Here is a 13,074-nt window from a genome sequence, read left to right on the forward strand (position 1 = left end):
AAGAGAGCGTCGATGCGTGAGCCTGACTTCACTCGCGACACAGGGGCGCTGCCCTGGGGCTGGCTCTACCGCCCCCTCAAGGCGCGGCGCCTGGCGCTGGCCCGGCTGCTGACGCTGAGCCTGGTGGCGACCCTGCTGGCGCTGTTGCCGCCGCTGCTCACCCAGCGGCTGATCGATCACGGCCTGATGCAGGGGGACTTCAACACCGTTGCTACCTACGTTGCCGCCCTGGTGGTGGTAGGACTCGCCGCTCTGGCCCTACAGGGACTAACCCGGCTGCAGCATGTGGCGCTCTCCGCCCGGCTATTGCTGTCGCTGCGCCGCTCCTTGCTGCGCCATCTGCTGCGCCTGGCTCCGGCCCGCTGGCAGGCCCGAGGGCGAGGCGACCTGATGAGCCGTCTCGATGGCGACCTGTCTATCCTCCAGGGGTTCGCCCTGGACGGTCTGCTCAGCGGACTCTCCAACCTGTTAGGGCTGGTGGGAGCGCTGGCCATGATTGGCCTGTTCAGCCCCATGCTGATGGCCCTGGTTGCCGTGCTGGTACCCATCCAGTGGCTGTGGCTGCGCGCCTGGCGCCCGGCCTTGACTCGTCGTCAGCAGGCGCTCCGTGAGCAGAGCGGTGAACTCTCCGGCTTCTGGCAGGATACCCTGGCCCATGGCCCCTGGTTTCAAGGTCAGGCGCTGGAGCCGTCGCGCCTCAATCGCCTCCAGGGGCTTGGCCACGAACAGCTGCGGCGCCTGTTGGCGGTGCGTCAGGTGGGCTTTCTCAGCGACGTGGGCCCCCAACTGATCCTCTCCCTGGCCCGGGCCGGGGTGCTGCTGTTGGGCGGCTATCTGGTGATTCAGGGGCAGTTGCAACTCGGTGAGCTGATGGCCCTGTTGGCGTATCTCGGTATGGTGATGACCCCCATCGGCGGCCTGCTGGGACTCTATGGAGGTTGGCAACGGGCCCGGGTCAGCGCTTGCCGCCTGGCCGAGCTCTTCAGTGAGCCCGCCATGCGTGATCCCTACCGCGGCAGCCGTCCTGCCGGGCCTGGTGAGCTTTGCTTGGAGGGTGTGCGTTTCCGCCACCCCGGCCAAGCCGATTGGCTTCTGGATGACATCGATCTCGCGCTTCCGCCGGGCAGCAAGGTGCTGATCGCCGGTCCCTCCGGAGCTGGCAAGAGCAGCCTAATCCGCCTGCTGCTGGGGCTGGAGTCGCCCGAGTCGGGTGAGATTCGTGTCGATGGCGTGCCGCTCGGCGAGCTCTCCCGCCATCACTGGCTCAAGCAGGTTGCCTGGGTGGAGCAACACCCCAGCCTGCTACGCGGTAGCCTGGCCGAGACCCTGCGCGCCCTGGCCCCCGAGGCAAGTGACACCGAACTGATCGATGCGCTTTCCCGCGTTGGACTCGCCGACTGGCTGGATGCCCTGCCAGAAGGGTTAGAGAGCGAGTTGGGCGATTTGGGTGGCAAGGTCTCTGGCGGCCAGCGCTCGCGCCTGGCCCTGGCTCGGGCACTGCTAAAAAAGCCTCGCTTGGTGCTGCTGGACGAGCCCACCGCGGCGCTGGATTCGGCGGCTGCCCGAACCTTCGATGCCCTGCTTGACGAGGTGCTGGGGGATACCACCCGACTGATCATCAGCCACCAGAGCGACCACTTTGGCAATCTGGGTGCCTGCTATCGACTCCAGCAAGGGCAGCTGGTCGCGGTGGAGGCGGCGTTATGTCTCTAATATCGGCCCTCAGTCCGACCCTGGGCGTGATCGATAGCGGGGTACCTCCTGGTACGGCCCTGGTGCGTTTCCACTCACCCAGTGGTGCCGACCCCGGGGATCGCCTTGGTCATGGCCAGGCGATCCTCGCCACCCTGGGTCATTATTTGCCGCTGACGCGGCTGGAGATCGCCCTCTACAAGCTATTCGAAGAGCGTCTCACCGCTAACGCCGATGCCCTGGCAGCGGCCTTCGAGTGGCAAGCTGAGGTGCCACCGGCCTGGGTGCTCTGTAGTCTGGGGTTGCCCCGGGCCGATACGCGGCTGCAGGCGGCGGTGGAGAGGCTTCAGGCTGCGGGCACCCGCATCGTCGCTGCCAGCCCGCGTTTCGGGGCGTCGGTCTACCCTGCAGCCTGGCCCGGGGTGATAGCGGTGAGCGGCGCCGCGGGGCTGATGCCGGGCCCTCCCCAACGTGACCGGGATGGACGCTGGTACGCCTGCGTCTGGGCGGGCCGAGGGCTCTCCGAGGAAGGCCAGGTCTGGCAGCCCTGGCAGGTGGGGCCACCACCGGCAGGAACGCCACCATCGCTGGGTGGGTCAAGTTTCGCCGTCGCTCATGCCCTGGGCTATTGGCTGGCGGAATCGACCGGTGAAGGGGTGGTGACGCCGGAAGAGTGGAGTGCGGGCTCGGGTAGCGTCGGCCAGTCGGGGTGATCGGCCCACCAGCGGGCCACCGCCATGGCAGCGGGGCCAGCGGCCACCAATAGCGCCCGGACCGCGTCGTGGTCGCCCTCCTGCATGGCCTTGACCAGGGGCGCCAGGGGGATTCCCGCCACTGCCTGGATCCCCAATGGCTGATCCGGGGTAAAAACCAGCTCCCGCTCAGCCAATCGTGTACCGATGATGGCCAAGCCGCGGCCCACTTGTACCCGGGCCCAGGGCTCCGGTAGATGCAGCGGTTGATGATCGGGCCAGTGACAGCGTGCCGTCCAGTAAGGCGCCGGGTCGGTGTCTATCGACTCTTGGTAGGCGGCCTGACGATAGAAGTCGCGGCCAGCCCGGGCGAAGCGCCAGTACTGGGCATCCTGGCGGCGTTGATGGAAGCGCTCCAGGGGAGCAATGCGGGTTTCTTCGAACAGGCTATTGAGAACCGGTGCCAAGCCGTGGGCCGAGGAGAGCGCATTGAAAATGCCCTGTCCAGAGAGGGGGTCGATAGCCATGGCGGCATCCCCCAGGCGCCAGAGGCGCCCCTCTCTCACCCGGGTGCGCCCCAACAGGCTGGGGCGCTGGTAGTGGTGGCGAATCTTGGCTTGGCCCCAGAGCTGGGTCAGGTCGGGCTGGGCGGCGAGCCAGGCGTCGGGGTCGCAGCGCGCCTGGCATAGCGACGCTTCCGTCAGGGCCAACTGCAGATACTGCTGGCCCTTGAGCCGCGACCACCAGGCCCAGCCGCCGCCGGGCAACGACAGGGCGGCACTGGCGGGGGCGGAGTCGGCGGCCTCGCCGCGTAGGATCCAGGCCGGGGTTGACCAGGGGGCGGCGTCGCGGAACTGGCGCCGCGCCCCCGCCCGACCTCGGGCCTCCACGCCCCAGGAAGCGGTCAGTATGCGACCATCTGCCAAACCAAGGCGAACGTCACTTTTCAGGCTCTCCAGGAACGTGATCCGCGCCTTGATCACCGGGATGCCGGCCTCGTGAAGATCTTCCAGCAGGGCGGCATCGAAGGCCGGGCGCGGCAGCAGCCACTCGGCGTTGGGCGCCCGAATCTCACCACCCCAGATAACCCGCCGCGGCAGGGGCCCCACCGCGCAGGCGGCGGCCCGGTGCAGCCCCAGGCTGTGTAGGGCCTGGAGGCTGCGCCGGGCAATGCCCTCGATGGCCCGGTAGTAGCGGACACGCCCCACCAGGGTGACTCGCCGACCGGCGCGATGCAGCAGCATGGCCAGAGCTGCCCCGGCGGGGCCGCCTCCGGCGATCACTATCTCGCTATCCACGTCTTGGCGCATCAGAAGAAGAATCCCACTAGTAGTTGGGCATAGAAAGCGGTGTCGTCGTCGCCAAGCTGAATACCGCCCTGGGCCGCACTCTTGTTCGGACTGTACCAGCCGAGCAGTGGTGAGACATAGAGCCAATCGATGGGCAGCCACTCGGCATAGAGATTGAACTCACGCCCGCCCATGTCGGGCTGGTTAGTGGTGTCACGGCTGGAGAAGTCGTAAGCCAGAAGTCCCAGGTGCAGGCTCTCATTCAACGAGCCCTCCAGACCCAGCCGCCACACCTCGGTATTGCTATTGAAGGGGCCGGCATAGTTTCCTGCTACCTCGCCCTGGAACCAAGTTCCGTAGCCCCGGGTGAAACCGTAGAAGAGCGGATCCCACTCTTCGGAAAAGCGGCTGTAGCGCAGCGACAGGGTAGGTTGACCGGGTAGCTCGCTGAAAGTCCAGGCCGGCTCTAGTGCCCAGGCGTTCTCACGGGTGTTCTTGCGCTGATGGGCGAGCTCACCGCGCAGGGTCAAGGCCTCGTCCAGGATGCGCTGTTCGAAGCGCAGTCCATAGACATCCATACCATCGCGCTGGGCCAGGAAGTCGTCAGCTTGGGCCTTGTCAACTCCCAGACCGCGCAAATAGGTCGCCTCCACTAATCCACTACCGTGATCGTGGGCCAGGGTGAGAGCGGCCATCTCGGTGTTGGCTTGAGCCGGATTGTCCGACTCGAACCAGGCCACTTGGCTTTGCCAGCCTTCGTGACCCAGGGCTACCATTGCGGTGCGGTCAAAGGCTTGGCGCCCGGCTAGGTAGTAGGCGCCACCGCGATCCAACTCATCGCCCAGGGAGTCTCCCAGGCTGACCGCATCGCCAGCCACCAGGAAGCCGTCGCCGAGGGTAATCGGCTGGCGTCCAGCGGAAACATCCACGCGCCAGGGCGAACTGGAGTCGCCCTGCGACTCGCTACGGTAGCCGAGAAAGGCGTCCTCCAGATCGAGCTCACGCTCGCTGCCAGAGGTAAAGCCAGCGGCGTCGCCGTCGCCCCAGGTGGCGGTGCCTACGGTGCTAACTCGACCATAGAGGCCATCCGCCTTGGGGGCGAGTTCGGCGCCCAGGGTCAGCACTCCTTCCTGCCAGCGGTGACGCTTCGCCTCGGCGGCCCCGGTGGCATACCCCCGGTCGCTGTGGAAAGTACCGAGCAACGCCTGAATATCGATATTCACGGTAGAGTGGCCGATATCGGCCATCTCGTAGGCCTGAGCAGGGAGTGTGGCGGCCAGCAGCAGTCCGCCTATTGAGCCGGAGAAACGCGAGTTAAAGTTGTTCTTATGCATTGGATATTCCCTTGAAGGTGGAAGGCCAGTCACGATGCCAGGACAGGGCTACATCAAACGATCATCACAACCGATTTCTGCTCTGTGTAATGTTCGATCAGTGAATCGCCGAGCTCGCGGCCAATGCCCGACTGTTTGAAGCCACCGAAGGGCATGCAGGCATCCAGCAGGTTGTGGCCATTGATCCAGACGCTGCCGGACTCAATCTCTGGCACCAGACGATTAACCGCGGCAAGATCGTTGGACCAGATGCTCGCGGCCAGCCCATAGGGAGAGTCGTTGGCCAGTAACACCAGTTCTTCCAGCTCGCGGAAGGTCTGTACCACCACTACTGGGCCGAAGATTTCTTCCTGCACGCAGCGGCTCTCCTGGGCCAAGCCGGTGATCACCGTGGGCTCTACGAAGTAGCCCGTTTCGCTGCCCTTACCGCCGCCGGTAACGATGGTGCCGCCGTCGCTGCGTGCCTGCTCGATATACGCCAGTACTCGGTGCTGCTGCTTGGCAGAGACCAGCGGGCCAAGGGTACAAGTGGGTTCCCAACCCGGCGCTAGCGTCAGGCCCTGGGCCTGTTCGGCTAGCTTGGTGACGAAGGCGTCGTGGATCGACTCATGCACATAGATCCGCGATCCGGCGGTACAGACCTGCCCCTGGTTGAAGAAGATCGCCTGAGCTGCTCCGGCAGCGGCTGCCTCAACATCAGCATCGGCTAGTACCATCACCGGTGATTTGCCGCCCAGTTCCAGGGTGGTACGGGTCAGGTTCTCCATGGCGGAATGCCCGATCTGCTTGCCTACGGGGGTCGATCCGGTAAAGGCCACCTTGTTGATACCTGGGTGGCCAGCCAGCGCTGCTCCAGCGGTATGACCCAGACCAGTGACCACGTTGAGAGTGCCGGCCGGGAAGCCCACTTGCTCGGCCAGTTCCGCCAGCAACAGGGCGGTGAGCGGGGTGTCCTCGGCGGGCTTGAGCACGATGCTGCAACCGGCGGCTAGGGCTGGGGCCACCTTCCAGGCTGCCATCAACAGCGGGAAATTCCAGGGGATGATGGCGCCCACGACGCCTATGGGCTCGCGGCGGGTATAAGCGACGATCTGCTTGTCTTCGGGCAGGAAGGGCATGGAGGGGGTCATGCTGCGGCCTTCGATCTTGGTGGCCCAACCCGCGGTATAACGGATGAAGTCGATGGCCAGGGCCACGTCCATATGCCGTGAAAAGGTCACCGGCTTGCCGTTGTCCAGGGTCTCGAGCAGGGCGAAGTCATCGGCGCGGGCCTCCAGAGCGTCGGCGAGATCCAGCAACAGCTTCTCCCGTTGGGAGGGGCGCGACTTGCGCCAGCCACGGAAGGCCTCCCGGGCGGCACTGACCGCGGCGTCGATATCGTTGGCATCGCCCGCCGGAACCCGGCTGATCACCTCGGCGGTGGCGGGATTATAGACATCCAGGGTCTGGCCGCTGGTGGCAGGACGCCACTGGCCGCCGATAAAGAGGGTGTGGCTCTTGTCAAGCCAAGCTTGAATGGCGGTGGAGTGCTGCGTCATGGTTGTGCTCCTGTTAGGCTGATTTATGATTGTTTTGAGAGCGTGCCAGTCATTGCACGCCTCCAATACTCCCTAGCAAGCCCCGTGCCAGCTCAGGGGTACAATATAATCAAAACAAAATCAGCGAGTTGCAGGTCGGTTTTGAAGATGCACTGTCGTTGTTCCTGCGTCGTTTTGTCGTCGGACACGACAGCTGTCGCATCCTGGGACAGGTCGCCAACTTCGCGGGGAGAGAACCATGATCTCCAGAGCAGCCCTGAGAACCTCTGATGTGATTCGCCAGGCCCGTGAGCATCTGCTCCGCGGCCATCAGCTACCGTTAGGCATGCTCGATGCCTGTATCGACCGTTCGTGGCAGCGATGTATGGAGCACGGGCTGCAGCCTGGTACCCGGCCTGAGCTGCCGCGGCTCGATAGTGGCGAACTGCGCACTCAGCGTGAGACGCATCGTCGTCTGATCGAACTGGCTGATCTCCTGATCAGGCGAGTGGCCGAGGATCTGCGTGGCTGCCAGTTGCTGCTGGCCACCCCAGATGCCACCGTACTCAAGAGCTATGGTCAGCGCTTCGTGCTTAATGATCGCTTTCACATCGGGGCCGGCATCAACCTGGACGAACGCTGGTTCGGTACCAATGCACCGGCCCTGGCGCTCATCGAGCGGGCGCCGGTATTGGTCAAATCCTGCGAGCACTTGCTATTCCCCGACAACCCGGTCTCCTGTGTAGCTGCCCCGCTGTTAGATCTCAACGGTGACTGTCTAGGCTTGATCGATCTTACTTTTGAGGCCGACCACCCCCGCCCCGAAATTTTTCTACGCCGAGTACAGCAGCTCACCGGGGCCCTGGAGCAACGGCTTTTTTTCCGCCACTACCAGCAGCACTGGGTGCTCCAGGTGCACGCATCGCTGGCCGAGCTGGACAGCGTGAGCTGCGGTTTGGTGGCACTGAATGAGACCGGTCTGATCCTGGCGGTTGATTCCCAGGCCGCCCAATGGCTTGGCAAGGCCTCCGCCGCATTAATCGGCCGTCATATTGAAGAGTTATTAGGCAATTCCTGGAAAGAGATCTGTCGCCAATGCGAAAGTTGTTCGGCCTTGCTGGGGCTGCCGCTCACCGGTGGCCAACTGGTGGGGCGACTCAATCCCCCTGACCAGTGGCAGCCGGCGGCTCTGAGCAACGAAGCCTCTGTGGTGCCGGTTTCGCCCGAACCATCCCTCTGCCGTGATCTTGAGGCGTTAGTTGAGGAGTGGCCCATGGCTCTGGCCCGGGAGGCACGCCGGGCTAGTCGGGCGCTGGAAGTAGGCCTGCCAGTACTGCTGCAGGGCAAAACTGGTACCGGAAAAGAGCAATTGGCCCGAGCGCTGCATACCAGCCTTGGTGAGCAGCGGCCCTTCGTGGCACTCAACTGCGCAGCCCTGCCCGAAAGCCTTATCGAGGCAGAGCTGTTTGGCTATGGGGAAGGTGCCTTCACCGGCGCCCGTAAGGGGGGCTACAGCGGGCGGCTGGTGCAGGCTAATGGCGGCACTTTGATGCTCGACGAGATCGGTGACATGCCGCTGGCGCTGCAGGCCCGTCTACTGCGGGTGCTTCAGGAGAGAGTGGTGACGCCGCTGGGCGATCACCGCGAGGTACCTATCGACTGCCGAGTAATAGCCGCTAGCCATCGCGATCTAGAGATCCTGGTGACGGCCGGCGACTTCCGCGAGGATCTCTATTACCGCCTGGCTGGAGTAGTAGTAGAGCTTCCCACGCTGAACGAGCAGGGCGATCTAGCCGGACAGATTCACGAACGTTGGGCATCGCTATGCCGCCGTCATGGCCGCCATTTGGTTTTGGATGAGACCTTGGTAGAGCGTTTGACCGCCTACCTTTGGCCTGGCAACTGGCGGGAACTGGAACACTGCCTGGAAGCGGCTCTGGTGGGAGCCGAACCAGAGTGCCAACGGCTGACCATGGAAGGGCTTTCGCCACGCTGGCAGCGCAAGCTGACTCAGCCCATGGAGAGTGGCGTCGACAGTACGGCCACATCGGAGGGGGTGTGCAACGGCTCCCAGGAGCTGCGCGAAATGGAGCGGGCCCATATGGTGCGCACGCTCGAAGCCCACGACGGCAACATGACTGCCGCCGCCCGGGCGCTAGGCATCAGTCGCTCGACGCTCTATCGACGGTTGGGATGAGCCCCACTGGATGGATGTGACGACTGATTCATCGGGCTCGTTAGGCGTTCAATCCAGCCCGCCGAAGCGCTGGTAGAAGCTGGGGCCAGGGGCGGGTAGTGGGCCCTCGGCGGTTTCCAGATGTTGATCCAACCAGCGTTCTGCACGTTCGTAGAGCAAACGATAAAGGTTGCGGCAGAGCTGATGGGCGTAGCGTCCTTCCCACGCCGTGGGGAGTAGTTCTTCAGGCAGGAGGGGGTCGCGTAATTGAACCTTGCGATACTCGTGAATAAGCAAAGTTCGGGCAATGAAGCACTCTTCTTGGCCCAAATGGTTCTCTGTGTTGAGCGCGTTCCAAAGGGGGCGAAACTTAACCAGAAAACGTTGGTAGAGCTCGGCTAATTCGTCGAGGTTCCAGCTCTCTCTGACCTGGAGACGCAGCGGCTTACTGGTCATGGGCTCCATGGTCTGCGTTTGCATTACAATCGTATCGTCTGCTGCATCTAGTTCTTGCAAAGCCGCCATGGTCTCTGCACATGACAGCGTGGGATGCGCCAGCACACCCTGAGCAAAACTACCAAAGCCTAGCCATTCGAGCTCGTCACGAATCTGCTGGCGCCGGTCTGGGGGAAGCTGTGTCAGCAATACCAATGTCCACTGTCCCGACCAAGCTGGCTGGGTGCCGTGATAGACACGCTTGAAGGCTTGTTCGAAACGACGCCGACCAGGGCCACTCAACCGATAGTAGCTGCGACGACCAATCTTCTCTCCCCGTAGCCAGGTTTCATTGGTCAGCCGGTAAACCGATGTACGCACCAGCCGCTCATTGATACCGATGGGCTCCACCAGTTTCGATAGACTGCCTAACCACACAGTGCCGCCCCGCGGAACGATAGAGTCGCCATAGACGGTAATAATCAATGAACCGGCGCGAATTGGCCGACGCTTCTGGAAGTCATCAATAAGCGTAGCGACGCAGTCTTTAGCTGACGACATGGTGAAAGTTGATTCCCTTTGCGGTGAGGTTGTCGCTAAAAACGACAGAAAATATGACGAATACAAAAGATTATCGTATCACGTTTTTTTGTCGTTTGGCCTGAGACGATCCTCTCTTGATAGGAAGTCGCTGTGTCCACTTCCTGGCGTAATGGCGTCTATGAGCGCTGTAATGCTTTGCCAATTCAGGTTTTAAGGTAACCGTCCAATGTGTACATTATCACTGGAAGAATTGTGAAAAGTACCATGGCTATGACTAATAGCAGGGACGGTGTGTTTAATGCGATAAAGAGCCGCTTAGTTATAGTCTTCCGAAGGGGGTATGTGAAAGCTGAGGGTGCCCTGAATAGACCCTCTTTATGTGGATTAAGTGGGCGAAGAAAATAGCTGACTTAATCATGAGCTAGCGGAGCCAGCTCACTCTTTATCGCGACTTATCGGTGGAATTGCTTTTCGCGTTCGGGCTGCCAATAAATAGCATCGATGCGGAGCCGTGCTTCGGTATTGTTGGGTAACGGCCATTCGATGATGTCGCCCACTTTAAGGCCGATCAATGCAGCACCAATAGGTGCCATGACCGAAATGCCGTCCGCAACGCTTTCCAGGGAGTGCGGATAGACCAAGGTGCGAATCATCTTAAGCCCGCGGGTGAGGTCGGTGAAGCGAACCTGGCTATTCATGCTGACCACGTCATCTGGAATATCCTCGGGATCGCAGACTTCACCTCGTGCTAGCTCTTCCTCAAGTAGCTGAGCCACGGCCATGTCTTTCTCGGATGCATTGTCGATCAAGCGCTGGAGGCGTTCGGCATCAAGACGGTTAATAATAATAGCAGGACGTTGTCCCATGATTACTCTCCTTAGAAAGCAATAAGTTTAAACCAATAAAAAACAGCCCTTCCCCAATAAAGGAAGGACTGCGTGCTTTTTATAGTATAAGCGATTTATAAAATAAAGACGATCAGGTGACCCCTTGTTCAATCATAGCATCAGCCACCTTTCTGAAACCTGCAATATTGGCGCCTAGTACCAAATTGGTTTTATCACCAAACTCTTCGGCTGTATCGGCGCACTGGCGGTGAATATTGGCCATAATCTGTTTTAATTTTTGGTCGACTTTCTCCAGTGGCCACTGCTCCATGCTGCTATTTTGTGCCATTTCTAACTGACTGGTAGCAACGCCACCTGCATTGGCCGCCTTGCCGGGCCCATAGGCAATTTTAGCGTCTAGAAAAAGGTCGACGGCCTCTTTGGTAGAAGGCATGTTGGCCCCTTCACTGATACACGTTATGCCATTAGCGAGCAGAATCTCCGCATCGCTTTCGGTCAGCTCATTCTGCGTCGCGCAGGGGAACGCAACATCGGCTTGAATACGCCATACGGCATTCCCGCCCTGAGGGTAGTCACGGGCAGAAATGTAGTGCGCGTCAGGGTGCTCATGTAAGTAGGCTTCTAAAGAGGTGCGCTGCACTTCTTTGAGCTGTTTGAGTAAGCCTAAATCAATACCGTTTTCATCGTGAATGGTGCCACGTGAATCGCTGCAGGTGACTGGTTTAGCACCCAGTTCGTATAGCTTCTCAATGGTATAGATGGCTACATTGCCAGCGCCGGAAACTAGGCAGGTCTTATCGCGCAGCTCTTCTCCCCGGGCAGCCAGCATGTTTTGTGCAAAGTACACTGCACCGTAGCCGGTAGCCTCTTTACGGCCTAGCGAGCCTCCCCAATTAAGCCCCTTACCTGTTAGCACGCCCTCATAGTGGCCAGTGAGTCGTTTGTACTGGCCAAAGAGATAGCCAATTTCACGCGTACCGACGCCGATATCGCCTGCAGGTACATCGCAGTGAGGACCAATATGGCGGTAGAGCTCGCTCATAAACGCCTGACAAAAGCGCATGATCTCGTTATCTGATTTTCCTTTGGGGTCAAAATCGGCGCCGCCTTTACCGCCGCCGATTGGCAAACCGGTTAACGCATTTTTGAAAATTTGCTCAAAGCCGAGAAATTTGATGGTGCCCGAGGTAACGCTGGGATGGAATCGTAAGCCACCCTTGTAAGGGCCAAGGGCAGAGTTGAACTGAACGCGATAGCCTTTGTTGACCCGCACTTTCCCAGCATCATCTACCCAGCTTATCCGGAACATGATTTGTCGTTCGGGCTCGACTATTCGCTCAATAATGCTGTGGTGATGATAGTAATCACTTTGCTCAAGTAGCGGGCGCAGGCATTCGAGCACTTCTTCAGTGGCTTGATAAAATTCTGACTGTGCAGGGCTGCTTTTATTAAGGCGTGTCAGCGTATCGTGAACGTAGGGCATCGGAGCATATCATCATAGTTATTCAACAGAGTATTGGCTGGCCAGAGCGTTAGAATATTTAACTGGCAGCATGCTTCTGTGCATAGCCTATGCCGGTTCGGTATGGGCAAATATGATGGGGGGTTTAGACTAAAGTATGCGTTTGAAAGGTTCGCCTCGCTTATTTTCCACAATCTAATAAACGATGGATAAACGTTTTGAATTGGTTGATATTTTTGTATAGCGTCTAGATAGATGTGCTACCGGCCGGAAACCTGGTCAATCCCCATTTCTTCGCGGCAGCCTTCTATCGAAATAGCTATCAACAGCAGCGTAGACTCTTTTCGAACTATAATTAATTTAATAGAAGCGCTTTATCTATCGCTATAAACTCACTGGCCGCATTTATTAGCGATGCTGCCGTCAGTTGGGGAACGCCATAAACTTCGACTTTTTTGCCATGCTTAGCACGGATTTTTTGGACTAGTAGATCAAAATCACCATCGCCGGATACCAGCACGATCACATCTGCCTGTTCTGCGTACTCCATGGCGTCAAGCGCGATGCCTACATCCCAATCGCCTTTTGCGGAACCGTCTGACCGCTGAATAAAAGGCTTTAACTTCACCTCAAAACCAATCGCCCTGAGTATATTTTGAAACTCTCGCTGCTTTTGGTCACCTCGATCGATGGCATAGCAAACAGCTTTAATAACCTCTCTGTTAGCGGTTACTCGTGCCCAGAATTTGTTGTAATCAAAGTTTTTGCCATATGCTTCGCGCACGGTGTAATAGACGTTTTGAATATCAACAAATACGGCAACGGTGGTCATCAATTCGCCTTTTCAGGAACATATTAGAAGAAGCCGGGTTAGCTAACACCAGTCTAACACTCAGCCGGTTGTCGCCCTTCATCCGTTGGGCGCAAGGCTATAGAAGATCATTTTTGTACAATTATCGGTAGCTTTTGTATGAGTTTTTGATTTTGAATGTCGTCATATGTTGACCTATGCCAACCTCTACCTCGTATGCGCTAATGCGGCTTTGTCTCATTTAGTGAGATGAACTCGTGAATTTGTCTTGTTAT

At 59.4% G+C, this 13,074-nt stretch carries 10 protein-coding genes; 3 read left to right on the forward strand and 7 right to left on the reverse strand.

The window, feature by feature from the left end; all coding sequences use genetic code 11:
• Positions 1 to 12: 12 nt before the first annotated feature.
• Both AC4EYZ_RS14370 and AC4EYZ_RS14375 read left to right on the forward strand, forming a co-directional pair.
• Positions 13 to 1,713 (forward strand): ABC transporter ATP-binding protein, encoded by a 1,701-nt coding sequence (locus AC4EYZ_RS14370; protein WP_490203842.1) that lies wholly within the window; start codon positions 13 to 15, stop codon positions 1,711 to 1,713.
• Positions 1,704 to 2,405, forward strand: a complete 702-nt coding sequence (locus AC4EYZ_RS14375; protein WP_474192593.1) for a S8 family peptidase — start codon at positions 1,704 to 1,706, stop codon at positions 2,403 to 2,405. The genes AC4EYZ_RS14370 and AC4EYZ_RS14375 overlap by 10 nt, the downstream gene beginning before the upstream one ends.
• Here the strand turns inward: AC4EYZ_RS14375 and qhpG are convergent.
• The 3 genes from qhpG to AC4EYZ_RS14390 are packed head-to-tail and all read right to left on the reverse strand — an operon-like array spanning position 2,318 to position 6,545.
• Complete coding sequence (gene qhpG / locus AC4EYZ_RS14380) at positions 2,318 to 3,694, reverse strand: flavin-dependent monooxygenase QhpG (protein ID WP_276316037.1); 1,377 nt, start codon at positions 3,692 to 3,694, stop codon at positions 2,318 to 2,320. The two genes, AC4EYZ_RS14375 and qhpG, sit on opposite strands and share 88 nt — an antisense overlap.
• The gene (locus AC4EYZ_RS14385; RefSeq protein WP_474192594.1) at positions 3,694 to 5,007 is read right to left on the reverse strand and encodes an alginate export family protein; all 1,314 of its coding nucleotides are present in this window, start codon (positions 5,005 to 5,007) and stop codon (positions 3,694 to 3,696) included. Before AC4EYZ_RS14385 ends, qhpG begins: the two co-directional genes overlap by 1 nt.
• 53 nt (positions 5,008 to 5,060) lie before the next feature.
• Positions 5,061 to 6,545 (reverse strand): aldehyde dehydrogenase family protein, encoded by a 1,485-nt coding sequence (locus tag AC4EYZ_RS14390; protein WP_490203843.1) that lies wholly within the window; start codon positions 6,543 to 6,545, stop codon positions 5,061 to 5,063.
• Between the two features lie 238 nt (positions 6,546 to 6,783).
• Between AC4EYZ_RS14390 and AC4EYZ_RS14395 the strand changes: the two genes are divergently transcribed.
• Positions 6,784 to 8,721, forward strand: coding sequence for a sigma-54-dependent Fis family transcriptional regulator (locus tag AC4EYZ_RS14395; protein ID WP_490203844.1), 1,938 nt, complete (start codon positions 6,784 to 6,786; stop codon positions 8,719 to 8,721).
• A 48-nt stretch (positions 8,722 to 8,769) separates the two neighbouring features.
• Here the strand turns inward: AC4EYZ_RS14395 and paaX are convergent, their stop codons facing one another.
• The 4 genes from paaX to AC4EYZ_RS14415 all read right to left on the reverse strand — a co-directional run bounded on the left by paaX (position 8,770) and on the right by AC4EYZ_RS14415 (position 12,820).
• A complete protein-coding gene (gene paaX, locus AC4EYZ_RS14400; protein WP_022521455.1) occupies positions 8,770 to 9,696 on the reverse strand; it encodes a phenylacetic acid degradation operon negative regulatory protein PaaX in 927 nt (308 codons plus the stop codon).
• 434 nt (positions 9,697 to 10,130) lie between these two features.
• Positions 10,131 to 10,544 carry a nucleoside diphosphate kinase regulator gene (rnk, locus tag AC4EYZ_RS14405; protein ID WP_022521456.1) on the reverse strand — a complete coding sequence of 138 codons (414 nt, stop codon included), beginning with the start codon at positions 10,542 to 10,544 and terminating at the stop codon, positions 10,131 to 10,133.
• A 112-nt stretch (positions 10,545 to 10,656) separates the two neighbouring features.
• Complete coding sequence (gene gdhA, locus AC4EYZ_RS14410; protein ID WP_022521457.1) at positions 10,657 to 12,009, reverse strand: NADP-specific glutamate dehydrogenase; 1,353 nt, start codon at positions 12,007 to 12,009, stop codon at positions 10,657 to 10,659.
• A 334-nt stretch (positions 12,010 to 12,343) separates the two neighbouring features.
• On the reverse strand, positions 12,344 to 12,820 hold the full coding sequence (locus AC4EYZ_RS14415) for an NYN domain-containing protein (RefSeq protein WP_022521458.1): 477 nt from the start codon (positions 12,818 to 12,820) through the stop codon (positions 12,344 to 12,346).
• Between the last annotated feature and the right edge of the window lie 254 nt (positions 12,821 to 13,074).

The organism is Vreelandella sp. 162(4c) (assembly GCF_058152265.1).

What these genes read in the sequence shown, in the direction of transcription:
- AC4EYZ_RS14370 (WP_490203842.1), top strand. Translation starts at nt 13, where the DNA reads ATGCGTGAGCCTGACTTCACTCGCGACACAGGGGCGCTGCCCTGGGGC.
- AC4EYZ_RS14375 (WP_474192593.1), top strand. Translation starts at nt 1,704, where the DNA reads ATGTCTCTAATATCGGCCCTCAGTCCGACCCTGGGCGTGATCGATAGC.
- qhpG (WP_276316037.1), bottom strand. Translation starts at nt 3,694, where the DNA reads ATGCGCCAAGACGTGGATAGCGAGATAGTGATCGCCGGAGGCGGCCCC.
- AC4EYZ_RS14385 (WP_474192594.1), bottom strand. Translation starts at nt 5,007, where the DNA reads ATGCATAAGAACAACTTTAACTCGCGTTTCTCCGGCTCAATAGGCGGA.
- AC4EYZ_RS14390 (WP_490203843.1), bottom strand. Translation starts at nt 6,545, where the DNA reads ATGACGCAGCACTCCACCGCCATTCAAGCTTGGCTTGACAAGAGCCAC.
- AC4EYZ_RS14395 (WP_490203844.1), top strand. Translation starts at nt 6,784, where the DNA reads ATGATCTCCAGAGCAGCCCTGAGAACCTCTGATGTGATTCGCCAGGCC.
- paaX (WP_022521455.1), bottom strand. Translation starts at nt 9,696, where the DNA reads ATGTCGTCAGCTAAAGACTGCGTCGCTACGCTTATTGATGACTTCCAG.
- rnk (WP_022521456.1), bottom strand. Translation starts at nt 10,544, where the DNA reads ATGGGACAACGTCCTGCTATTATTATTAACCGTCTTGATGCCGAACGC.
- gdhA (WP_022521457.1), bottom strand. Translation starts at nt 12,009, where the DNA reads ATGCCCTACGTTCACGATACGCTGACACGCCTTAATAAAAGCAGCCCT.
- AC4EYZ_RS14415 (WP_022521458.1), bottom strand. Translation starts at nt 12,820, where the DNA reads ATGACCACCGTTGCCGTATTTGTTGATATTCAAAACGTCTATTACACC.